This window comes from Prevotella sp. E15-22 (genome assembly GCF_023204875.1).
In the GTDB taxonomy this organism is placed as follows: Bacteria; Bacteroidota; Bacteroidia; order Bacteroidales; family Bacteroidaceae; genus Prevotella.
In genome coordinates, this window is record NZ_CP096247.1 from 41,735 (window position 1) to 65,673 (window position 23,939).

Sequence of the window (23,939 nt, forward strand, 5' to 3'; positions counted from 1 at the left end):
AATTGTTTTGTGGTGCGAGTGATTTTTTGTACCTTTGCGCCCAATATTTAAAAAAAATCTATCAAACTATTAAGGAAAGAATGGCTTATACACGTATGACCGCTGCTGAGGCTGCAGCACTGATTAAGAACGGCGAGAACATCGCCATGAGTGGTTTTACGCCGGCTGGTGTGGCTAAGGCCACCACCAAGGAACTGGCTAAGATTGCCGTGAAGGAGCATGAGGCAGGACGCGAGTTTAAGGTGGGCATCTTCACAGGTGCCTCTACAGGACAGTCGACCGATGGCGACATGGCGAATGCTCAGGCCATCAAGTATCGTGCGCCCTATACCACCAACCCCGACTTCCGCAAGCACGTGAACATGGGTGAGATTCCCTATAACGACCTGCACCTGAGTCATATGGCGCAGGAGTTGCGCTATGGCTTCTATGGCGACCTCGACTGGGCTATCCTCGAGGTGTGCGACATCGAGGAGGTGGGCAACGACTATCATGTGTATCTCACTGCTGCTGGCGGCATCAGTCCCACGGCAGCCCGTCTGGCCAAGCGTGTCATCCTCGAGTTGAACAGCTTCCACAATGCCAATGCGAAGTTCATCCACGATGTGTATGAGCCCCTGGATCCCCCTTATCGCAAGCCCATCATGATCACCAAGGTGAGCGACCGTATCGGTGTGCCCTACGTGTCGATTCCCAAGGACAAGGTGGTGGGTGTCGTGGAGTGTAACATCCCCGACGAGGCCCGTGCCTTCAAGGACTCTGACCCTGTGACCGAGAAGATTGGTTTCCTCACGGCCGAGTTCCTCGTGGACGAGTTGCGCAAGGGTCGCATCCCCAAGGAGTTCCTGCCCCTGCAGAGTGGTGTGGGTTCAACGGCCAACGCTATCCTCGGCGCCTTGGGTCAGGACAAGCAGGTGCCCGACTTCAACATCTATACCGAGGTGATCCAGAACTCGGTCATCGAGATGATGCTCAACGGTCGTGTGAAGGACGCTTCGGCCTGCTCGCTCACCGTATCGAACGACTGCCTGATGCAGGTATATGATAACATGGATTACTTCAAGGATCACCTGACGCTGCGTCAGAGCGAGATCTCCAACTCGCCCGAGGTGATTCGCCGACTGGGTGTCATTGCCATCAACACGGCCATCGAGGTGGACCTCTACGGCAATGCCAACTCTACGCATATCAGCGGCACGAAGATGATGAACGGTATTGGCGGCTCTGGCGACTTCATCCGCAATGCCTACCTCTCTATCTTCACCTGCCCGTCAACGGCCAAGGGTGGACTCATCTCATCGATTGTGCCCTTCGTCAGCCACCAGGATTCTTCGGAGCACGATGTCAACATCATCGTCACTGAGCAGGGTGTGGCCGACCTGCGTGGCAAGAGTCCTGCTCAGCGTGCCGAGACCATCATCGAGAACTGTGCTCACCCCGACTACAAGCCGCTGCTGCGCGAGTATTTGAAGTTGGCAAAGATGGGACAGACCCGTCACGAGCTCACTGCCGCCTTCGCCATGCACGACACGCTGGCGCGCAAGGGCGACATGCACCTCACCGACTTCTCGGAATATCTGAAATAAATGACTTTATATGCCGAAATGGGCTGACATCCAACAGGAAGTCAGCCCATTTCTTTCTGTACAATTTATTTTTAATTTTGTTTCCAAAGTGTTTCAACGTTGGAAACACTTTGTTTCTCCTATGGAAACAAAGTGTATACACTATCGAAACAGACTGTTTCCATTATAGAAACAAACTGTATCCTTTGGAGAAACAAAGTGAACACCGTTAATATAGTATAAAAGATTTAACAGAATTGACTAACGAATGAGAATTAATTGTATATTTGCATCGATATTAAACTTCAACCATTTATGAGAAAACAATTGGTATTAATTCTTTTGATGGCATGTCCCTTTATTGGTCTGCAGGCCACGCACTTTCCTGCACTCACGACTCACTCCGTGAAATGTCTTGCCCATGATGCAACAAACATTTATGTTTTGAGGCCGGACGGACTGGAGATTGTGAATAAGACCACAGGCAAAAAGACTGTCTATAGTAAAGAAAGCGGGCACTTTGAACAATTAGGCCTGAATGCTATTGCCTTGCGTCCTGACACAATCTGGGTGGGCAGCAACTATGGTATGCTGACAAGTATCTCAGATGGCCATGCAAATACAACGGAACATATATGTAATCATGGTTCCTATGCCTCGTATGAGCTGATGAGTCCAATAGGTATCAATGGAATCGTGTTTGACTCGAAAGGAAACGTAGTCATTGGAGGTGATAATTGCATATCGGTCATATATCCCTCAGGTGAAGAGATGTCTCTGTCATTCCCAGATCTTCACTATGGAAATGAGATATGGCAGATGGTGATTGACCCCAATGACGACATTTGGATTTCATCAACAGGTGCTAACGCAGGTAATGGGCTCATCAAATATCATGTTGGGGGAGAGATACAAGTAATAAGTGACCCAAATAGTCAAAATCCACCATTTCACAGTAGCAAAGTCAAGGGTATGACTATTGACAACGATGGACATCTGTGGATTGGCAGCAACCATAAAGATAGTATTGATGTTGGTAAGACTGAATACAGGGCAAAGTTATTAAGATATGATGGAAATGAATTTACGAGTTATGACATTGGTCCTTACGTAGAAGTCCCCATATCAATGATGTGTGATAATCATGGATGCATCTGGTACTTGCCAACGGCTCCAGCAGATTATACTTTAGGAATCAGTGAATATTCCAAGGGTCCTCTTTGCTGCTTTGACCATGGCGTGATAACTCGTTATGAATGGGATGTGGAGACTGGATACTGCTATTGCGTGGATGTGGATGGCGACTCCGTCTATATTGGCACAGACAATGGTGTGTTGGTGTTCTCTGATGGCTCGTTCCATTGGCTGTGTGATACAGAGGCAGGAGTTTCAGAGCCAACAGTAAACAAGAGCATGTCATCACAAACCTTCGATCTCCAAGGTCGTCGCCTCAATACAGAGCCCAAGCATGGGGTGTATATCCAGAATGGAAAGAAGGTGATGAGGTGAGTGGTGGCATGAAGAATCAAAGACCCGTCCCTATGATCTTGGAACACATAAAAACAATCAACTTCTGATAAAACATAACTTTATGGAAAGGCGAATTTTTTATTTTTTTCTTCTGTTTACAATTCCCTTGTTGGGTTTTTCACAATCACAAGCGCCTGATGACGAGGTTCCCCACTGTCCTATATTGAAAGAAGGCAAGCAATGGGTATATGAACACCATATCAGAGAGGATGAAGTGCATCATGTGATCAGGGAAATCTATACCCTGACAGGTGATACTATTATTGGCAATCTGTCATATAAGAAACTATATAGTCAAGACGAAGGCGAAGCACCTGTGTATTGTATGGCATTACGCGAGCATGGAACGACAGTCTATCGTTGTATGAAAAATACGACGAATGAAATACGACATATAGAGTTTAATCCCAATTATTTTTCTGAAACAGATCTTGGGGAATTCATAGGTGCAGAGGAAGTTACTGATCTTATTGATACGGTCGAGGTGAACAACAGGTTATTTATTCGTCATAGATACAGCTGGGGAAACAATGAAATGTATCCTGCTGTTGAGGGTATAGGCTTTTGGGGAGGAATTTTAACAATGAGTCCTGCCGTTTCAAGTGAAAATTTTCACCTCTTTTCTGCGTGCTATGAAGGTGGCGAATGTATCTTTACAAAAGATGATTTCGATAAACTGGGTATTGAGGCGGACGTAAAGACATTGGAAACCAAGAACCCCCGAAGGAGCAATCCTGCTATCTTCGACCTCCAAGGCCGATGCATTCAGGGTGAACCTAAGCATGGGGTGTATATCCAGAACGGAAAGAAGGTGATGAGGTAATAATAATAAATCAGCGGGACAATCAGACATAGCAGCCTTTCATCATGCACAGTCGGGACAGATGCCCTTGATCATATAGTTGATGCTCTGAAGCCGATAGCCATCGGGGAGGACGATGGTGGGGATGGGGGTGTCGCTCAGGCAGAAGGTGCGATGGCAGCGCTCGCAATAGAAGTGCACATGCTGGTCGTCGTCGCTGTCGTGACCGTTGTGACTATGACAAAGCTCATAGCGCACGCCGTCGCCACCGTCCTCGATGACGTGCACCAGGTGGTGCTCGCGGAAAAGGGTGAGCGCACGAAAGATGCCCGACTTATCGATGGACAGGATTTGGTATTCCAGTTCGCTGAGTGATAAGGGGCGATGGGCATCGGCCAGTGCCTTGGCCACCACGATGCGGTTGACGGTGGGTTTGATGCCGTGCTCAGTGAGCAGGGCTTCGCATGCTTGTTGGTTTAACATGGGTGCAAAGATAATGAAAAAGAAGGAAACGAAAAAAGGTAAAGGCGTAAAAATTAGAACTTTGCAACCGAGTTGCGAAATAATTGTCTTACCTTTGCACCCAGAAAACTAAAAAACAAGTATATTATGTCACACGAACATCATCACGAACACGAGTGTTGTGGTCATGAGCATAAGCATCACCACGAACACCATCATGAGCATCATCATGAGCACGAGGGCCGTCGCCAGTTGCTGACGATAGCTGCAGCGGTGGTACTGCTGATTGCGGCCGTCGTTGTTGAGAAGACTCTGGAACTGCCCACATGGCAGTTGCTGCTGGTTTATCTGATACCTTATTTAGTAGTAGGCGCAGGCACACTGAAGGAGGCTGCCGAGGGCTTGGCGCATGGCGACCCCTTCAACGAGCATTTCCTGATGACGGTGGCCACCATCGGCGCCCTCTGCATCGGTTTCCTGCCAGGCGCCGAGAGCGAGTTTACTGAGGCCGTCTTTGTGATGCTGTTCTTCCAGGTGGGCGAGTATTTTGAGGGCTTGGCCGAAGGAAAGAGTAGGGCGAGCATCTCGCACCTGATGGACATCCGTCCTGACGTGGCACGACTGGCCGGCCAGGAGGAGACGGTGAGTCCTGATAAGGTGGCTGTGGGCTCTGTCATCGAGGTGCGCCCAGGCGAGAAGGTACCCTTGGACGGCACGATTGTTAAAGGCAGATCGAGTCTGAACACGATGGCCCTGACGGGCGAGAGTGTGCCCCTGGAGGTGAACGAAGGTGACGACATCATCTCGGGCAGCATCAACCTGAGTGGCGTCATCGAGGTGCGCACCACCAAGGCCTTTGGCGAGAGTACCGTATCGAAGATCATCAAACTGGTTGAGGACGCAGGCGAGCATAAGTCGCAGAGCGAGGCTTTCATCACCCGCTTTGCCCGTATCTATACGCCCATCGTGGTGTTCCTGGCCCTGGCCATTGCCGTTATCATGCCCATGGGCATGGCGTTTGCCGTGGCTGGCCTCTCATCCACCTTCTTTAATGCCTTCTGGGGCTTCTTCCCCCTGTGGCTCTATCGTGCGCTGATGTTCCTGGTGGTCAGCTGTCCCTGCGCCCTGGTTATCAGTGTGCCCCTCACCTTCTTCGGAGGTATTGGCAGTGCATCGAGAAAGGGCGTGCTGGTGAAGGGTGCCAACTATTTGGATATCCTGTCGAAGGTCGATACCGTGGTGTTCGACAAGACAGGCACACTGACCCATGGCCGCTTTTCGGTGGTGGCCGTACACCCTGAGGTGTGCAGCGAGTATCAGTTGCTGCACCTGGCCGCTCACGTGGAGCACTCTACCACCCATCCCATTGGTGCAGCCCTGCGCGATGCCTTCCCCAGCGAAGGTACCGATGGCTGTAAGGTGACCGATGTGGAGGAGATTGCCGGCAAGGGTATCCGTGCCAAGGTGGGCGACAAGATGGTTTGCGTGGGCAACACGAAGATGATGGACATGGTGGGCGCCAAATGGCACCACTGCGATCATGGCGACGAGGGCACCATCGTGCATGTGGCCATTGCCGAGGTGGATGCTGTGCTGAGGGTGCAGCCCACGGCCTATGTCTATGCCGGTCATATTGTGATTAACGACCAGGTGAAGACTGACAGTGCTGAGGCTATTGCGCAACTCAAGCGCCTGGGTGTGAAGCGGACGGTGATGCTGACGGGCGACCGCGAGGAGGTGGCCCATCGTGTGGCCAATGAGTTGGCCATCGACGAGTATCACGCCGAACTGCTGCCCACAGACAAGGTAGAAAAACTCTCTGCTTATCTCTCGTCCCATCCTTCACATCCTGTGAAAACAGCGTTCGTGGGCGATGGCATCAACGATGCACCTGTACTGGCACGTGCCGATGTGGGTATTGCCATGGGCGGCCTGGGCAGTGATGCGGCCATCGAGGCTGCCGACGTGGTACTGATGGACGATCAGCCTACGAAGATTGCCACGGCCATGCGTATTGCCCGTCGTACCCTGGGCATTGCCCGACAGAATATCTGGTTTGCCATTGGCGTGAAGGTGGCCGTACTCATCCTGGCCTTCTTCGGTCTGGCCACCATGTGGCTCGCCGTCTTTGCCGATGTAGGCGTCACAGTACTGGCTGTGCTCAACGCCATGCGTGCCCTGAAGGCATAAAAGGTATCATTAACTCTCTCTGCATCGTTGAATAATTCATTCAGATGCAGAGAGAGTTAATGGTTATCTTATCAATACTTTTCCCCCATGTCTTAAGTAGATACGTCCTTTAATAGGTTTATTTATCTTCTTTCCTGTAAGGTCATAGAATATGGGATGCAGGTCTTCTTGTTCCTGCACATGGCCTGCGATGGATGTTGTCCCGGGGAAGTTGTCTGTCTCAATAATGTTATTAAAGTAGTTCCAGCCCCATGCATTTCGATATAACTCTGCAGTGCCGATAGGAACGTAGACTGGTATGTCATTTGAAGCCATCAGTTCACCGCCACTATATGGTCCAAAAGGAGTATCCCCAGGATTTGCTGGACTATCTTCACATGTGGGAGGAACAGTTGCTGCGCAATAAATCCGCTTTAGTCCTCTGCAGTAAGCACAGGCTTCACCTCCAAGGGTCTTAAGTGTAGACGGAAAAACTAATTCCTCCAATGAATTCATATAAAAAAAAGCATAACTTTCAACCTTCTCCAATCCTTCTGGCAGATGAATTGTTTTCATAGGTTTACAATCTGTGAATGCGTATCCTCCGATTTTCTTTATCGTTGATGGAATATTGACTTCTTTAAGATCCAGACAGTAGCATGCGAAAGAGTGAGGAATTGCAGTAATGCCTTCTGGTAGATGAATCCTTTCAAGGCCATAGTTTAATTGAAAATGGGAAGCCCCACTTAGTAATTGGCAGGAGTTTGGGATATAAACTTCTTTTAGCCTACAGGCATAGAAGGCAGCGTCTCCAATCTCCTCCAATCCTTCTGGCAGGTTCACTTTGGTTATTTTGGCGGAGAAGAAAGCCCCAGCTCCAATCTTTTTGATGGTGCTTGGAAGTACGACTTCTCCAGTCAACGACCTACAATTCTGAAATGCAAGACTAGCAATTTCCTTCATGCCCTCTGGAAAAATCAAGGGGTCTGTTTTCAGACTGATGCACTCGGAGAAACTGTAGTTGTTCAGTCGGCGCAAGGTGGATGGAATATTGACGTCCTCAAGATAAATGCAGTAGGAAAAGGCCCCATAACCAATTTCTACCACTCCTTCTGGAAGAATCATTCTTCTGAGTTTGATGCAGTCAATGTATTGCCAGTCGGGAGTTAGTTGTTCCTCTAGATGACAGAATGCGTTCTTAGGGATAACGCCGCCTTCTATGTTAGCGTTCTCTAGGTTGATGACAGACAGATTACCATAGAATGAAGCGTGCCACATGGTTTTGAAGTCATCTTCGTTGATTGGACCTCGAACGACGAGCGAGTCAATGCTATCAACATCTGCCCCCAGCAATCCAGCCACTTCGCCGGTGTTACTGGTGGTTATATCTTTATATGTTTGGGCATTTATTTCAGTCAAACTACATAGCAATGCTAATATAAGACTAAATAAAAGAGGCATCTAAATTATCTTTAATATGGAAAATAATAGTGATTCGCGAGGGTCAAGCACCCTCGCGAATCACTATTTGAAGAATTAGAGAATTATCTTTTTTTGATCAATTACTTCTCCGTTTATATGATAGGTCACAATGTATAATCCGCTTTGGATTCCTGATGTATCAATAGAGATGTTTTTTGTTCCAGGTTGTATGTCCTCAGCCAACCTTATTGTACCATTTTGAGCAGACACAACTGATAAGGTTGAGTTTTGAGGTGCATCATTATTTAACTCTACTGATAAGCTTTTAAGAGAGCTAGCCGTGGTAATGTTTTTAATACCATGAACAGTTTCAATTGTAATGGCTCCAGTTGCCACGTCTCCGTTAACAGTTGTAGCAATAACCCTATACTGATTATTATCTCTCTTTGGCAGAACAGTTATTGAATTTGAACTACCGATTTTTTCACCATTCTTATCTTCCCAATCAATATTTATATAACCTGTTGTGTCCACGACAGCCAGTTCAAACTTTCCTCCATTAATAGGAATTGGTTCAATATCAATAGGCTTATGTGGGAGAAGTTTTGGAGGCCTAACGACAAAGGTTTCTCCATCAATGATATTACCATTCTCATCTCTTTGAATCAAGTCAAGTGTATAATCTCTATCTGAGAACATATATTCCTTAAATCTAAATTTTAGGCTAACGATATCAAATTCCTTGCTATTGAGATTCACAGATCGTAGTTCATTCTGGGACGATAATAGCTTCACTCTCTTCATATCTGAAGTGCTATTCGTATTTTGATTAATCAATTCAACATCTTGAGACAATAATCCACCACGCTCCCATGCATTATAGATTTTTGGACTCATTCCCATTTCAACATCTGCTACTGAGAAAATAGCTTCATCTTCTGGTGTTTGTGGTATAAGTTCAAGTCTGTAAGGTCTCGTTTCAGAAGAAACATTTCTCACATACACATTAAACGCCTTCGAAAGATCTTCTTTTCGGATAATAGTAACGTTTTTCTGTGCTTGATTATTACTTCCTTGTTTGTCAAAATATGCTTTCCCCTCTACAAATCCGTCATCATATGGGGTATCCATGATCTTGGCATATAGACAAAAATGGAAATTGCCTTCAGGATATTCCGTAAGGAGCTGTGGGAGGGACCACCCAATTGAAACATCTACAGAGTCTCCTGATTTAATAAACGGGATAGGAATTGCCTCCAAGATTCCACCAGTTGGATAGCGTCCTTCATATACTTCACGACCTTTCCATGCCCGACTGTTTATACCTGTTGACGCTTGAACCCAATAAACAATGACCCATTTTCCAGATCCTTCAAAATTCTCTTTTCCTCTATTGTGTAATCGAACGTATACAAAAGCCTGTTGATGGTCTTTAGAATATTCTGGATTCTGATGTTCATATATATTATCTTTCTGATTTCTCACCCAAATAGAAGGGCTCTTCCAGAATTCATCTGTACTAAGATTTGGTTCTTTTCCAGTATCTTCATCATTATCTTTTATATAGAGATCGACAGAAGGGGCAAGATAATTGAATGCTAAATCTTCTCCAACGGAAATAGGGGTAGAAACATATTGAGGACTTTCATAACGTCTATCATGTTGTTTCGCAAAAACAAAAGCTTCTTCCATAGTTATTTTTCCGTTATGATCAACATCCGCATTTACTGTCGTGTTATTGTGTGTGGCGCCATTTACAGCACTTGTCCACCAATAAACAAATTCGTCAAATGGCCTGTCGCTACATGCATAAGAAGATTCGCTTCCTGTTGATGCCGATGCAACCACGCAACCAACCTTAGTTAGATTATCATTAAAACCTCCAGAAAAGCATTGGCCTAGAACTACATTCACATTAATATATTTATTAACGAATGGAGTTAACATATTCGCCAATTCATAATCGTAGAGAGATTCATAATTCCACAGACAAATATATGATCTTGAGTCACGGTCGTCTGTTCCGCCATGATCAATTACAAAAATGAATAGTTGGTCGTCTTTCTGCATTTTGCTTTCTAAAGAAGAAAGAGTTTGAGAAATATTTTGTTTTGTTGCTGCAAGATATATGTCTTGAATTCCATCATAATCCAAATCCAAAGGCTGCGAAATAAACGTTGTGGAATGCATATCTATTCCAGGATCAGCACCATCCGACATGATTGGGTAGATGTTATCTTTGGGTACATTGTATTTATTGACGAGCGTTTGATAGATAAACGAGCAATCATTCCAATATCGTTCATAATTACTAAATTGGTCAACACCTCCGCTTAGAATTATAGCATATGTTCTTTTTGCTGCAACATCTTCTCCATTTGATGATGTGTTTTTTGCTATATGAGGCTTTTCATTTGCATGACTACCATAGCGGTTTTTTACAAGCAATGGGACATAGTTCCCCTTAGGTGGAATCTGCCTTTTGTTGATGTTTACATTTATCACGCTGTTGTCTTTTACACTTCTTGGTATCGTTAAAACATAACAATCATGTTCCCATCCTTTCATTGGCTCTGCATCTACGAATATAGTCCAATTTTGAACCGAATTGTAATTATTAAGGATATAATAGTCGACATCTTTGCCCTCGAACCTTTCTTGGGCAAGCCTTAGAGCTTCCGGTTTTGTTACTGACCTTACTGAAGCTAACGTGTTCATAGAAAAGAAGCAGCAAAACAAGATGCAGCAAATTAATAGTACTTTCTTTTTCATTTTCTGAAAATTTTAAATTATTATGATTAAAAGATTTTATAATTCATAGATAGAGCAGATACGTCCTTTTTCATCAGTAATTTCAAGAATGTAAGCATCTGGGTATTTCGAAGACTCAATATCTAATAAGACACCAGAGATGTTAGGTACCATCTGAGAATAAAGGATCTTGCCATCAAGAGTTTTAATACATATTGTAAATAGTAAAGCTCGTTTTTCTGGCGAAACCTGAATAGTATCGCTTTGTCCAGAAGGGTCAGGCTTAATCTCTGACGAAGAAACTGGTGAAGAAGTACTATCCTTCACAACGATTACATAATCTTTTGCGCTCACTATAGATATAGAGATCGCAAACAAAATAGAAACTAAAGATACAATTTTTTTCATTGCGGTTGATATTTGTTGTTGTCCGCAAAGTTGCGAAATTATTCGTAAATATTTGAAAATATTAGTTCACAAATAGTTCACAAATGAAAAAGTGAACTATTTGTGAACAATTTCTTGCATATTCACTCCTTTTTCTTTATCTTTGCAGGCAAAAATTATAACGTATAATGAAATCAACATATCATACACCTCCATTTATCATTATAATAATTGTCGCATTATCTCTTCTTGCGTCATGTAATCAAACTGACATGAGGCAAGATTTTTATGATGTTGAAGAATGCATTGTCAAGGGAACCTATGAGGAAGCTGACAGCATTCTTAATTCCTTGGAAAAATTTGAAGATAATTTCACAGCAGAGGAAGGCTTCTATTGGAACTATCTCAGGTTGTATGTAAAGTTTGTAAAAGGTAGTTTGTCGGAAAAGGATTTTTATGTGGCGGAAAATCTCAAATACTATTTTAAGAAGACGGAGGATATAGAAAAACTCTCTAAGACATATCTATTCATAGGTGAAATTTATCGGCTCATTGGCGATAATACTAAAGCCTTAAATAATTTCTTTCAGGCAAAAGAACTCATCCATGAACAAAAGGATAATTCAACAAATGTTTGGATCAATATAAAACTGGGAGAATTGTATTTGTCTGAGCACATGTATGATAAGTGTGCAGATAGTTATCAAGAGGCCTATAACTACTCAATTAAAACCAATGATACGATTAGGATTGCACTTGCTGCGCTATATATGGGGAAAGCATTTACTATTCAGAATAATGTTGATAGCGTCATATACTATTATGAAGAAAGCATACGATTAGCAGATAAAACAAACAGAAAAGAATTCATATCTCCTTATGCAAAAATGGCACTTTGTGATATTTATATTCAGATAGAAGAATATGATAAAGCACTCGCATTGATGCCAAGAGATTCACTCAATACGGCAAACTGGGCCTATTGGCATTGTGGACAGAACCATGTGGATTCGGCTATGTATTATTTCAAAGAGTTGCTTCGGTGCTCTTCTTTACGAGTAAAAGCAGAAGCCTTACACATGCTTATTGATTTATCGAAAAAGAAAAATGATGAGCACCAGTCTTTGGTTTTCTCAGGGATGCTTGTGAATATAAATGATTCGTTGGAAAAGCTATCGCAGATTGAGGATATCAGGCGTACGGAAGCCCAACATAAGATTAATATTTTTGTTCATGAGCAGGATAAGCATCACCAAATGATATTACTCTCCGTTCTTGCTTTCATAATACTTATTGTCCTTGCTTTGGTGTTTTTATTGCTCAAGAAAAAAAGGCAGAAGTACTATTGCAAAAAGCAGCAAGCAAAGAAAAAAAATATCATACTACGAACACAGACAGACACTCAAGATTTGGAAAGTAGAGTCACCGAGTTACATCATACAGAGATCTATCGCCTTGTTATGGAAAATGCCGGGAAACAAGACTTTCATCTGACAAATGATCAATGGATGGAACTTCAGATGGCCATTGAGAATACATATAAGGGATTTACACTTAAGTTGATGAATTTGGCTCCTATATCAGAAATAGAAAAACAAACTTGCTATCTCATTAAAATAGGTGTATCACCTGTTGCTATTGCAGAAATACTGTTTAAGACAAAAAGTAGTATTGCTATGATGCGTAGGCGTCTTTATAAGAAATTGACGGGGGAGGAAGGCACCCCTCAGCAACTTGACGAATTCATTCAAAGAATATGAGCAACATAAACTTGTTTATAGAAATATAGCAAGGGCAATTCTACTGAAGAGGAGAGTTGATGGTTACTTTACCAAGACTTTTTCCCCATGTCTTAAGTAGATACGTCCTTTAATAGGTTTATTTATCTTCTTTCCTGTAAGGTCATAGAATATGGGATGCAGGTCTTCTTGTTCCTGCACATGGCCTGCGATGGATGTTGTCCCGGGGAAGTTGTCTGTCTCAATAATGTTATTAAAGTAGTTCCAGCCCCATGCATTTCGATATAACTCTGCAGTGCCGATAGGAACGTAGACTGGTATGTCATTTGAAGGGCGTAAGCCTGATGACGAATCAAAATCTCCCCAGGGCGTTTTGTCTGTTGTTTGGTCTCCTTCGCATACTGGAGGCACAGGCGCTTTGCAATAAATTCGTTTTAATGATGCCCAATAATCGCAACTTCCTTTTCCAATCTTCTTTAATGTAGAGGGATACTCAACCTGCTCTAAAGAGTCGAGATACCATAAGGCATTCTCTCCGATGTTTTCAAGACCTTCTGGTAACTCTAAATTTTCCAGCGATCTGCATTGAAAGAAAGCACTTTCATCTATACTTTTTACAGAGGTGGGAATGTTTGTCTTGCTTAGTTCCAGGCAACATGAAAGGAAATTTTGGGGAATTGCTGTAATGCCTTCTGGTAGATGAATCCTTTCAAGGCCATAGTTTAATTGAAAATGGGAAGCCCCACTTAGTAATTGGCAGGAGTTTGGGATATAAACTTCTTTTAGCCTACAGGCATAGAAGGCGGCGTCTCCAATCTCCTCCAATCCTTCTGGCAGGTTCACTTTGGTTATTTTGGCGGAGAAGAAAGCCCCAGCTCCAATCTTTTTGATGGTGCTTGGAAGTACGACTTCTCCAGTCAACGACCTACAATTCTGAAATGCAAGACTAGCAATTTCCTTCATGCCCTCTGGAAAAATCAAGGGGTCTGTTTTCAGACTGATGCACTCGGAGAAGCTGTAGTTGTTCAGTCGGCGCAAGGTGGATGGAATATTGACGTCCTCAAGATAAATGCAATAGGAAAAGGCCCCATAACCAATTTCTACCACTCCTTCTGGAAGAATCATTCTTCTGAGTTTGATGCAGTCAATGTATTGCCAGTCGGGAGTTAGTTGTTCCTCTAGATGACAGAATGCGTTCTTAGGGATAACGCCGCCTTCTATGTTAGCGTTCTCTAGGTTGATGACAGACAGATTACCATAGAATGAAGCGTGCCACATGGTTTTGAAGTCATCTTCGTTGATTGGACCTCGAACGACGAGCGAGTCAATGCTATCAACATCTGCCCCCAGCAATCCAGCCACTTCGCCGGTGTTACTGGTGGTTATATCTTTATATGTTTGGGCATTTATTTCAGTCAAGCTACATAGCAATGCTGAGATAAGACTAAATACAAAGAGATTCTTCATCTGTCATCAAGTTTTTATTTTTTGGCTGCAAAATTGCGAATTAATTCGGAAAATGAAGAGAAAATTAGTTCACAAATAGTTCACAAATGAAAAAGTGAACTGTTTGTGAACTATTTCTTTCTTAGTGGGTCTCATGGTTTGAATACCATATTATAAAAAATAAAAGCGGGTGAAGAATCGCCCGCTTTTATTTGATAATCATGTGTTTTACTTGCTGAACAACTGGTCGAGGAAGGTGTAGAAAGAGGGAGTTTGTGATCCTTGACAGCAGCCTTCCACTTGTCTTCTGTGTCGCGACAGTCAACGCCAAGGATTTTCGATGTCGGGAGCCAGCTCGCCGGCCTCTACATCTGTCTATTCTACTGCTGCCTATGAGGGTTTATTTAATCTTCGACGTCATGGGCCAGCGAACACCCTTGTAGCCCCTGAGGAACACCTTGGCCGAGCCAAAGCTCAGGAACATGTCGAGACGCACAGGGATGTGGTTCATGTCGTCGGTGATATAGAAGCGAATAAGCTCGTGACTCTTACCGTCCTCGCGCTCGTAGAACGAGAAGACCAGACAGCGGAACTTCTCTTTCGAGCCCTCGACCTTGAACGTGTCCTTACCCCTGTAGGTGAGCCATGAGTTGGTGAGGTTGCGCGCATCGCTGATGGGCATGGGGATGATGTCGCCCTCTTTGAGCTTCGAGGCGTCGAAGTTGCGAGCGCGAAGGAAGATGCTCATCATGTCGTAGACGCAGTCGGCATACTCCTTCTCCTGCCAGTGCTGCTCGCCATCGGCATCAATGCGATGCATCCTCAGGCGGCAGTGGTTGCGTGGATAGCTATACCACAGTTCGTCCACATAATAGCGGCTGCCCTCGAGGGCACCTTTGCGGAAGTAGAGTGGCGACAGGTCGGCAGTGCTGCAATAGGAGAGCAGCGTGTCGCGCATCACGAAGACACCATCCAACCTGTTGTTGCCGCGGGTGGTCAGACTGGTACGATAGGCAGGCTGTCCGCGGAAGGTAGAGCTGACGGTGGACATGGAGGCCGAGCCCACCTTGAGCCATACGAACTTCCAGTTGAAGTAGAGGTCGTAGGTGAGGAACTCGCCATTGCTGAAGGCCTTGTTCTCGATGCCGCACTTGGCAGAGGCCTTGAGGGGCATCAGCATCATCAGGCAGAGGGGCATGTACCACTTTGCCATGCGTTTGATATTGCTAAAAAACGTTCTCTTTTCCATAACACAAATCCTTTAATAACCTTTAGGAACATATTCTTTTCCCATGTCGCGAGCACGCTGGATGTTGCGGTTCTTCAACTGCTGCTTCTGCTTGTCGGGCTTCTGCTTGGTGATGGCCATGGGTTTTTGCTTGAAACGAGGGCGTGCCGTGAGGTTCCATTGGCGATTGATTTCCCATTTCTGGCGGCACTCCACCTTCTCGTGGAAGTAGTATACGGGCTCAGGCTGCAGGTTCTGGTCGTAGATGCCAGTGTCCCATTGGCCGTTGCCGTTCTTGTCGATATAGGCACGCACGTAGTAATTGCCTGGTTTCAGATAGGGGAACTCAGCCAGTCCGTCGGCATCGGCCAGGGTCTGACGCACCACCTTGTCGCCTGTGTCGAGCAGTTGCACCACGATAGAGTCTTTCAGGTTGACACCACTCAGTTCCATGAGAAGTGAGCTGAACTCATCCTCTGTGCGCACCTTGATCTTTTGTTTGATGGGGTGCGTGGTCAGGCCGTAGATGCTCTGGAAGGCAGCGGAGTCAATCTCCACCTGATATTCCTGTCCCATGACCCAGTCGGCCACCACCTCGTAGCGACGGATGCCCACCTGTCGGAAACTGTGGGGATAGTCGTTCCAAACACTGTCGGCCAGGACAGAGACGTGGATGGCCGTGGTGTCGCAGCTACTCAGTGGCTGTGGTGTCTCTATGTAGAGGCGCTGGTTGGGGTCCAGGAGGTTGTTGGTAGAGAACTTCATGATGAGAGGCTCTGCCGGCATGATAGAGTCGTAGGGCTCCTTGTGCTTTTTCTTGCGCTCCTGTTCCTTCTGCCAATCCTCAAACTCCTTCTGCTTGGCCTTCATGCGCTTGGCGTAGGATGTCTTGGCCGTGAAGGCGATGGTGTCTGTATGACTGACCAGGGCACCCAGCGTGTCGGTCATCAGATAGGTGGCCTCAATCTCCAGTGTGTCTTTGTTCACCAGCGTGGTGTCGGCCAGCCAGTAGGTCAGTGTGTCGTTCTTCTGCGAGGCCTCTAGGATAAAGGCGTTCCTCTCGTCGAAGTTCAGTCCACGCAGACGTGGCAGCGAGTCGGATCCATAGGTGAAGTACATGCCCAGACGCTCAGGCGTGTTGCGCTCGGTCTTCAGCAGATAGCGGTCGGTCTGCGGCTCCTGGAAGCACATCAGGGTGATGTCGTCGGGCAGGAAGTGCGTGTAGCGAATGGGGACGATGTCCTTGATATGGAGCGAGTCAAGCCAGATGGTGTCAGGACGGGCGTCCAACTTCCATGAGGGTTTGATGCTGTCGTTGTTAAAGGCGATGATCTCGCTCTTCTGACCAAACACCAGGTCGCCGTCGTTGTCCTGCAGGGCAAAGCAGCGATAGGCGCCAGGAGCCACACCCTTGATGGTGAAATGGCCGCTGCCGTTGGTGCGCGATACGCGCATCATGGGCTCCTTGTGGAAGAGCGAGTCCTCAAAGTTACTATAGAGTCCCACCATCAGTCCCTTGATAGGCTCCAGGTCCTTCGCGTTCAGGCAGTAGCCGCTCACCTCGAGTGTGTCGATATGGTCGCCTGTTGAGAAGCTGAAGGTGTAGTTGCCCAAAGGGTTGCCCTCGTTGTTGTCGCTGATGGCATCACCAAAGTCAACGGTATAGGTGGTGTTAGCCTTGAGCGAGTCTTTCAACTCCACGATAATCCTGTCGCCAGCAGCCTTGATCTCAGGCATCTCCAGTTGTGGCGGCGAGATGACCACCTTGTTCTGGGGGTCGTCCAACTTGATATACTCGCTGAAGTTGATGGTAATCTTCTTCGCCTTCACGTTGACACCCTGGTTGGCAGGTGAGGAACTGACAACGCGTGGTGGCGTGTCGTCGTACCAGCCGCCGTCAGGACTGCCCATGCGGGCGCAGGAGGCAAGAACGAGTAAAAAGACCCACCCCCAACCCCTCCCTATAAGGAGGGGAGCGAATAGTTTTTTAATATGTCTTACGATATTTTCTTTTCTCTTAAACATCATACAAATTATTATCAAGAAATGGTTCCATCAACTCCCCTCCTTACAGGGAGGGGTTGGGGGTGGGTCCATTCATCTTTAGCAACTCTTCCAGGTGCTCACGACTATTACTCAGACGGGGCACCTTGTGCTGGCCGCCCAGTTTGCCCTTGGCCTTCAGCCAGTCGTTGAACAGACCTTCGCGGGCAGGGATAATCTCAAGGTGCTGCAGGGTGATGTCCTTATAGCGCTTGGCCTCGTAGTCGCTGTTCAGCTCCTGGAGTCTGCGGTCCAGGATGTCGGCAAACTGCTCTATGCTCTCAGGGGCCTTCGAGAACTCGATGAGCCACTGGTGGCGACACTTGGCGTTCTGGTCCATGAAGACAGGCGCAGCGGTATACTCCAGCACCTGGGCGCCTGTCAACTCGCAGGCATACTTCAATCCCTGCTCGGCATTGTCGACGATGAGTTCCTCGCCAAAGGCGTTGATGAAGCTCTTGGTGCGACCAGAGATGATGAACTTATAGGGGTTGGTGGATGTGAACTTCACCGTGTCGCCCAGCATATAGCGCCACAGACCACACGAGGTGGAGATGAGCATGGCGTAGTTCTTGCCAGCCTCGACACCCCACAGGGGCACGATATTGTCGGTGCCCATCTCCTGGAACTCGTAGAAGACGTCGTAGTCGAGCATCAGCAGCATCGACTTGTCGGCAGGGTCGTCCTGAATGCCGAAGAAGCCCTCGCTGGCATTATAGGTCTCCATATAGTGCATCTTGGCACTGGTGATGAGTTTTTCGTACTGCTCGCGATAGGGGGTGAAGGCCACGCCGCCATGGAAGAACACCTCCAGATTGGGCCATACCTCCTCGAGGTGGGTCTTGCCAGATATCTCCATGACGCGATTCAGCACAGAGAGCATCCATGAGGGCACACCACTAATGTTGGTCACATTCTTGTTCAAGGCCTCGCGTGCAATGCGGTCGCGCTTAATCTCGAAATCGCTCAGCAGGGCCGTCTTCTTAGAGGGCACGCGCACCATGTTCACCAAGGGGTTGATGTTCTCGATGAGGATGGCACTGAGGTCGCCCACCAACGAGCCTGGCAGGTTGTAGTTGGGTGCATGACTGCCACCCAGGATGAGGCCCTTGCCATCGAACATCCTACTCTGAGGGTTGTTTCTCAGATAAAGGGTCACCACATCGGCACCACCCTTATAGTGAACGCGCTTCAGTCCGTCGGGCGAGACGGGAATGAACTTCGACTTGTCGTTGGTGGTGCCGCTCGACTTGGCATACCACTTCACGCGGCCTGGCCACAGCACATCGCTCTCGCCCTGGCGCATGCGGTCGATGTCGCCTTTCAGTTCTTCATAAGTATTCACGGGGTTGTTGCGCACAAAGTCCTCGTAACTCTTTGTGGTGCTGAACAGATGCTTGCGTCCGTATTCTGTGTCCTGAGCTTTCTGCACCAAATGGGCCAGCACCTGGCGTTGTAGTTGCTCGCCCTCGTTGATATGTTTTTCCAGTTCCCGCCATCTATTGGCAAACAGCGGTCTTACTAATCCTGTCAGACTCATTTTTCTCTTTATTTATATGGTATAGAGACTGCAAAGTTACTGTAAACTTTTGGAATACCCGCAGGTTTTTAATTTTTTTTTGTATCTTTGCAGCCAAAATCCAAGGCTTATGGAGAATTATGTTGCTGACGCATTGCGCTATGATAGCGGAATGAAATATGAGAGGTGCGGACACTCGGGCGTTTTGCTGCCCAAGGTGTCGTTGGGATTCTGGCATAACTTCGGCGGAGACGACTCCTACGACCGTGCCAAGGCCATTGCCCGCTATGCCTTTGACCATGGTGTGGTGCATTTCGACCTGGCCAACAACTACGGACCGCCTTATGGGTCGGCCGAGGAAACGTTGGGCCGACTGATGGACGAGGACTTCCGTCCCTATCGCGACGAGTTGTTCATCGCCACCAAGGCTGGCTACGACATGTGGGCAGGACCTTACGGCAACTGGGGCTCGAGGAAATATCTGATGGCCTCGCTCGATCAGAGTTTGAAGCGCATGCACCTGGACTATGTGGACCTCTTCTATAGTCACCGCTACGACCCAGAGACGCCCCTGGAGGAAACCTTGCAGGCACTGGTCGACACGGTGCGCAGTGGTAAGGCGCTCTATGTGGGCATCTCACGCTGGCCACTGGAGGCTACGAAGGTGGCCGAGAAATACCTGCGCGAGCATGATGTGCCCCTGCTGATCTATCAGGGCAAGCTGAACATGCTGAACCGTGAGCCCATGGACACGGGCGTTCTTGACTTCTGTGCCGAGAAGGGCATCGGCTTTATCTCGTTCTCGCCCTTGGCACAGGGTTTGCTGACCGACCGCTACCTGAATGGTATTCCTGCGGATTCACGTATGTCGAAAGGGAAGTTTCTGAAGGAGAGCATGCTGACCGACGAACTGCTAACCCAGCTTCGCCAATATAACGCTGAGGCGCTGGCACAGGGAAAACCGCTGTCGCAGATGGCCTTGGAGTGGATTCTCAAGCAGCGCGGCGTGACCTCTGTACTGGTGGGTGCCAGTAGCACGGAGCAGTTGCAGAAAAATCTGATGTGTGTTAATTCATAGTTGATAGTTCATAATTCATAGTTGATAGTTGAAAAAGGTTCTTTTAGTAAACGATGTTGCAGGATATGGCAAGGTGGGCATGGCGGCCATGCTGCCTATCCTCTCGTATATGGGTATCCCTGCCTTTAACCTGCCCACAGCACTGGTATCTAACACGCTGGACTATGGCGATTTTGCCCAGCAGGATACCACGGAGTATATGCGGAAGACGCTGCCCGTATGGAAAAAGCTGGGCTTCCGTTTTGATGCCATCTGCACTGGACTGATGTTCAGCGAGGAGCAGTCGCGCCTGGTGGCGCAGTTCTGTCGCGAGCAGTCAGAACAGGGTTGTACCATCTTTGTCGACCCAGTGATGGGCGACGGCGGTCGACTGTATAACGGTATTGGTGATGCGCAGGTGAAGCTGATGCGCGAGATGGTGGGTGTGGCTCATCTGATATTCCCTAACTATACGGAGGCTTGCTATCTGGCTGATGTGCCTTTCCAAAAGGATGGAATGACGCGTCGCGAGGCTTGCGAGTTGCTGGATAAGTTGGTGAAGTTAGGCCCTACTTCGGTGCTGATCACCAGTTGCTTCATCGACAACAAGAACCAGGTGTGTGGCTACGATGCCGCCACAGGCAAGTATTTCTTCCACGACTACGACGAGATTCCTGGCATCTTCCATGGCACAGGCGACATCTTCTCGGCTGTACTCATCGGTCATCTGATGAAGCAGGAGTCGCTGTCGGCCAGCACGCGTCAGGCCATGGACGTGGTGCGAGAAATGATATACCGCAACCGCGATGTGGATGATCGCTGCTGCGGCATATTCATTGAGCGTTGTCTGGACTTGCTGTAGTCCGTCTTTGGTCTGTCGCTTTAGCGGACCAGTATCTTTTTCCCGTTTTGAATGTAGAGTCCCTTTGTGGTGGGCTTACTGCTGAGGCGGCGTCCGTCGAGACGGTGCCAGGTGTCTTTCTGACTTTGACTGTTCTCAACACTGTGAATGCCCGTCAGCGACGTTGTAGTGTTGTAGGCCCAGAGGCTGACGCCTGAGTTGGAGATGGCCGTGATGCTGATAACGGGTGTGTTGGTGCCGTCCATCTTCTCAGTAAACACCACGCCGTTATAGGCTGTGCCTCCCAGTGATACCTTAATATAGCCTGTACCTTCGTCGATGCTCCAGGTGCCAGTCTTGTCGCCTGTCACCTTGCCATCGGCAGAAAAGGTGATGCTGATGGGTGTCACCTCCTCCATGTTTTTATAATCCATCTTGTATTTATGTATCAGCACACTGTAGGTGCCTGTTAGCATCTCTGTGGTGAATGGCTGCGTGCTGGCAATCTGCTCGTCGGTGACGGTCTCGCCGTTATATTCGAATGGGGCCACCACCAGCCAGCCATTTTTGTTTTGGAACACCTGATGTACGCGCACCTCGTGGGCAATGGTGCCGTTGTTGAACTTGGTGTGATAAACCAGATAGGTGCGGCCATCGGGGGCGGCGATGATGGAGTTATGACCCTGCGCACACTCGCCCACTGTCTGCGTGCCCCAGTTGTTGTAGGCACCCATCATCTTCATGCCACGCGTGTCGCTATTGCCTGTGCCATAGTTCATCACATACGACGAGAAGATGGCCGACCTGCTGGTGGCATCCTTATAAGGGCCGTCGGGCTTGGTAGAACGGAAGACGCGCATCTCGTAGCCACCGTCTGGCGAGAAATAGCCGTAACTCATAAAGAGATAGTAGTAGTTGCCGATATGCTCAATATAAGGACCTTCGCCAGAGACGTAGTAGCCGCCGGCGATGCGCTTGCCGAAATAGGGGTCGCCATTGCTGGTGGAATAGGTCACGTCGTAGTCGCGCAAGCCTGTCTCCTCGTCTAGTTCGAGCATGAAGATGCCGCCCGACCACGAGCCGTAGGCTATCCACAGCTTACCTTCTTCGTCGTAGAACACGCAGGGGTCGATGTTGTTGGGCAGACTGGGTTTAGAGGTGTGGGCCCAGGGACTGTTATAGCGCGAGGGTAGGGTGTTGAGTGGGCCCAACACCAACTCTACATCGGTGTCTTTAAAGCTATGGTTGCCATTGTCGAAGCCACTGATAACCACAGGACCTTGATACAGATAAGGGCCTGTGATGTTGTCGGCCGTGAGCAGGATGATGCTGGAATGCCAGGCATCGCCGTTGATACTCAGATACATACACCATTTGTTCATCGTGGGGTTCCAGATGACATCGGGTGCCCACATGTTGCCGTCAATATTATATTCGCTATCGGTTCGGGCAGCCCAGTCCATGGCATTAAAGGCGGGGAAGTCCACCTCCTCGCCGCCCTTCTTCACCTTTGTGACGGCAGGGGTCACAAAAGCAGTACGGTTAGATGCGTTGGTGTTGTTTCCCACCTTCCATTTGGGGTTGGCCTGGGTCCAGTTCATCAGGTCGGAGGTAAAGGCACCGGCCTTGTGCGAACCAAAGATATAATAGCGTTTGCTTTTGGAGTTATACACCACCGATGGGTCGTGCACGGCAACGCGCTTTTTACTGGTGGCCGTAAGTGGTGTGTTAGCCTGTTCTGTTTGTGCACTTACTGCAGTAAATGTGAGCAGTGCCATGGTGATTGCCAATAGGTGTTTCATGTCGATAATAGTAGTTAGTTTCATGCTGCAAAGATACGAAGAAGCCGTGAGAATAACGAAATATTTTCCACAAAAAGTTTGGCCGATTCGGAAAAAAGGGTTATCTTTGCAGCGTCTAAGTACGTAGAAAAGAGCAATTATAGTGATAACGAGGATTCCGACTCTGAGAGAATGGTCGGGATTCTTTCTTTTTTGCGACCAAGGAAAATAACTAAGAATATTAATTTTAATTTTTTGAAAGATATGGCTTACATGTCACAAGAGGGCTATGATAAACTCATAGCCGAACTGAAACATTTAGAGGGTGTTGAGCGCCCCAAGGCATCGGCCGCCATCGCAGAGGCACGCGACAAGGGCGACCTGAGTGAGAATAGTGAGTACGAGGCTGCCAAGGAGGCTCAGGCTCATCTGGAATCGAAGATTAACCAGCTGAAGGTTGCTATCAGCGAGGCCAAGATAGTTGATACGTCACGTTTGAGCACTGACTCTGTACAGATCCTGTCGAAGGTTGAGATGACCAACCTGGCCAACAAGGCTCGCATGACCTATACCATCGTGAGCGAGAGCGAGGCTAACCTGCGCGAGGGAAAGATCTCGATCCAGACACCTATTGCCCAGGGTCTGCTGAACCACAAGGTGGGCGACGAGGTTGAGGTCAAGATTCCTCGTGGCACCATCAAGCTTCGCATCGAGAAGATCACTGTTGGATAAATCCTGATAAAAGCAAGCGCTATGGATATTTTCAGTAAGATTGCTGCTGGCGAGATTCCCAGTTACAAGTGTGCAGAGAACGATAAGTTCTATGCCTTCCTTGACATCAATCCCGTGGCCAAAGGTCACACGTTGGTCATTCCCCGTCGCGAGGTGGACTACATCTTCGATATGAACGACGACGAGCTGGCTGAGTTCCAGCTCTTTGCCAAGCAGGTGGCTGTGGCCCTGAAGAAGGCGTTCCCCTGCAAGAAGGTGGCACAGGTGGTGCTGGGTCTTGAGGTGCCTCACGCACATATTCATCTGATTCCGATGAACAGTGAGGGTGATGTGGACTTCAGAAAAGAAAAGCTGCATCTCCCCAACGAGGAAATGCAGCAGATAGCAGACAAAATTCTTGCGGAATTTTGTAGATAAGAGATGAAAAATGAGAGATGAAAAATGAGAGATGAAAAATGAAAGATA

The 23,939-nt window shown here is 47.5% G+C and carries 18 protein-coding genes; 9 read left to right on the forward strand and 9 right to left on the reverse strand.

Annotated features, from left to right (window positions below; all coding sequences use genetic code 11):
• Positions 1-80: 80 nt before the first annotated feature.
• From M1D30_RS00175 to M1D30_RS00185, 3 genes are all read left to right on the forward strand, one after another.
• On the forward strand, positions 81-1,586 hold the full coding sequence (locus M1D30_RS00175; protein ID WP_248504988.1) for a succinate CoA transferase: 1,506 nt from the start codon (positions 81-83) through the stop codon (positions 1,584-1,586).
• Positions 1,587-1,880: 294 nt separating this feature from the next.
• Positions 1,881-3,074: a two-component regulator propeller domain-containing protein gene (locus M1D30_RS00180; RefSeq protein WP_248504990.1), complete on the forward strand. Its 1,194-nt coding sequence runs from the start codon at positions 1,881-1,883 to the stop codon at positions 3,072-3,074.
• An 82-nt stretch (positions 3,075-3,156) separates the two neighbouring features.
• Entirely contained in the window at positions 3,157-3,918 is a 762-nt protein-coding gene (locus M1D30_RS00185; RefSeq protein ID WP_248504991.1) for a hypothetical protein, read from the forward strand.
• 42 nt (positions 3,919-3,960) lie between these two features.
• Here M1D30_RS00185 and M1D30_RS00190 read toward each other — a convergent pair whose 3' ends face one another.
• Positions 3,961-4,380, reverse strand: a complete 420-nt coding sequence (locus M1D30_RS00190; protein ID WP_248504993.1) for a Fur family transcriptional regulator — start codon at positions 4,378-4,380, stop codon at positions 3,961-3,963.
• 126 nt (positions 4,381-4,506) lie between these two features.
• Between M1D30_RS00190 and M1D30_RS00195 the strand changes: the two genes are divergently transcribed.
• A complete protein-coding gene (locus M1D30_RS00195; RefSeq protein WP_248504995.1) occupies positions 4,507-6,549 on the forward strand; it encodes a heavy metal translocating P-type ATPase in 2,043 nt (680 codons plus the stop codon).
• A gap of 63 nt (positions 6,550-6,612) precedes the next feature.
• On the opposite strand, the gene M1D30_RS00200 is transcribed toward M1D30_RS00195, so the two are convergent.
• The 3 genes from M1D30_RS00200 to M1D30_RS00210 all read right to left on the reverse strand — a co-directional run bounded on the left by M1D30_RS00200 (position 6,613) and on the right by M1D30_RS00210 (position 11,109).
• Positions 6,613-7,947 carry a leucine-rich repeat domain-containing protein gene (locus M1D30_RS00200; protein WP_248504997.1) on the reverse strand — a complete coding sequence of 445 codons (1,335 nt, stop codon included), beginning with the start codon at positions 7,945-7,947 and terminating at the stop codon, positions 6,613-6,615.
• A 117-nt stretch (positions 7,948-8,064) separates the two neighbouring features.
• Positions 8,065-10,722 carry a C13 family peptidase gene (locus M1D30_RS00205; protein WP_248504999.1) on the reverse strand — a complete coding sequence of 886 codons (2,658 nt, stop codon included), beginning with the start codon at positions 10,720-10,722 and terminating at the stop codon, positions 8,065-8,067.
• 36 nt (positions 10,723-10,758) lie between these two features.
• Positions 10,759-11,109, reverse strand: coding sequence for a hypothetical protein (locus tag M1D30_RS00210; RefSeq protein ID WP_248505001.1), 351 nt, complete (start codon positions 11,107-11,109; stop codon positions 10,759-10,761).
• Between the two features lie 167 nt (positions 11,110-11,276).
• On the opposite strand from M1D30_RS00210, the gene M1D30_RS00215 reads away from it, so the two are divergent.
• Positions 11,277-12,848, forward strand: a complete 1,572-nt coding sequence (locus M1D30_RS00215; RefSeq protein WP_248505002.1) for a lipopolysaccharide assembly protein LapB — start codon at positions 11,277-11,279, stop codon at positions 12,846-12,848.
• A 63-nt stretch (positions 12,849-12,911) separates the two neighbouring features.
• On the opposite strand, the gene M1D30_RS00220 is transcribed toward M1D30_RS00215, so the two are convergent.
• The 4 genes from M1D30_RS00220 to M1D30_RS00235 all read right to left on the reverse strand — a co-directional run bounded on the left by M1D30_RS00220 (position 12,912) and on the right by M1D30_RS00235 (position 19,084).
• On the reverse strand, positions 12,912-14,294 hold the full coding sequence (locus M1D30_RS00220) for a leucine-rich repeat domain-containing protein (RefSeq protein WP_248505004.1): 1,383 nt from the start codon (positions 14,292-14,294) through the stop codon (positions 12,912-12,914).
• Between the two features lie 379 nt (positions 14,295-14,673).
• Positions 14,674-15,486: a DUF3108 domain-containing protein gene (locus tag M1D30_RS00225; RefSeq protein ID WP_248505006.1), complete on the reverse strand. Its 813-nt coding sequence runs from the start codon at positions 15,484-15,486 to the stop codon at positions 14,674-14,676.
• A 48-nt stretch (positions 15,487-15,534) separates the two neighbouring features.
• A complete protein-coding gene (locus tag M1D30_RS00230) occupies positions 15,535-17,412 on the reverse strand; it encodes an Ig-like domain-containing protein (protein ID WP_248505008.1) in 1,878 nt (625 codons plus the stop codon).
• A 157-nt stretch (positions 17,413-17,569) separates the two neighbouring features.
• On the reverse strand, positions 17,570-19,084 hold the full coding sequence (locus M1D30_RS00235; protein WP_248505011.1) for a GH3 auxin-responsive promoter family protein: 1,515 nt from the start codon (positions 19,082-19,084) through the stop codon (positions 17,570-17,572).
• A gap of 109 nt (positions 19,085-19,193) precedes the next feature.
• On the opposite strand from M1D30_RS00235, the gene M1D30_RS00240 reads away from it, so the two are divergent.
• Positions 19,194-20,141 (forward strand): aldo/keto reductase, encoded by a 948-nt coding sequence (locus M1D30_RS00240; protein WP_248505013.1) that lies wholly within the window; start codon positions 19,194-19,196, stop codon positions 20,139-20,141.
• Positions 20,142-20,169: 28 nt separating this feature from the next.
• Positions 20,170-20,982 (forward strand): pyridoxamine kinase, encoded by an 813-nt coding sequence (locus M1D30_RS00245; RefSeq protein ID WP_256466173.1) that lies wholly within the window; start codon positions 20,170-20,172, stop codon positions 20,980-20,982.
• 20 nt (positions 20,983-21,002) lie between these two features.
• On the opposite strand, the gene M1D30_RS00250 is transcribed toward M1D30_RS00245, so the two are convergent.
• Positions 21,003-22,787, reverse strand: coding sequence for a glycoside hydrolase family 43 protein (locus M1D30_RS00250; RefSeq protein WP_248505015.1), 1,785 nt, complete (start codon positions 22,785-22,787; stop codon positions 21,003-21,005).
• A 219-nt stretch (positions 22,788-23,006) separates the two neighbouring features.
• Between M1D30_RS00250 and greA the strand changes: the two genes are divergently transcribed.
• Positions 23,007-23,474: a transcription elongation factor GreA gene (gene greA, locus M1D30_RS00255; protein WP_248505017.1), complete on the forward strand. Its 468-nt coding sequence runs from the start codon at positions 23,007-23,009 to the stop codon at positions 23,472-23,474.
• Positions 23,475-23,495: 21 nt separating this feature from the next.
• Positions 23,496-23,891 carry an HIT family protein gene (locus M1D30_RS00260; RefSeq protein ID WP_248505019.1) on the forward strand — a complete coding sequence of 132 codons (396 nt, stop codon included), beginning with the start codon at positions 23,496-23,498 and terminating at the stop codon, positions 23,889-23,891.
• The last annotated feature ends 48 nt before the right edge of the window (positions 23,892-23,939 follow it).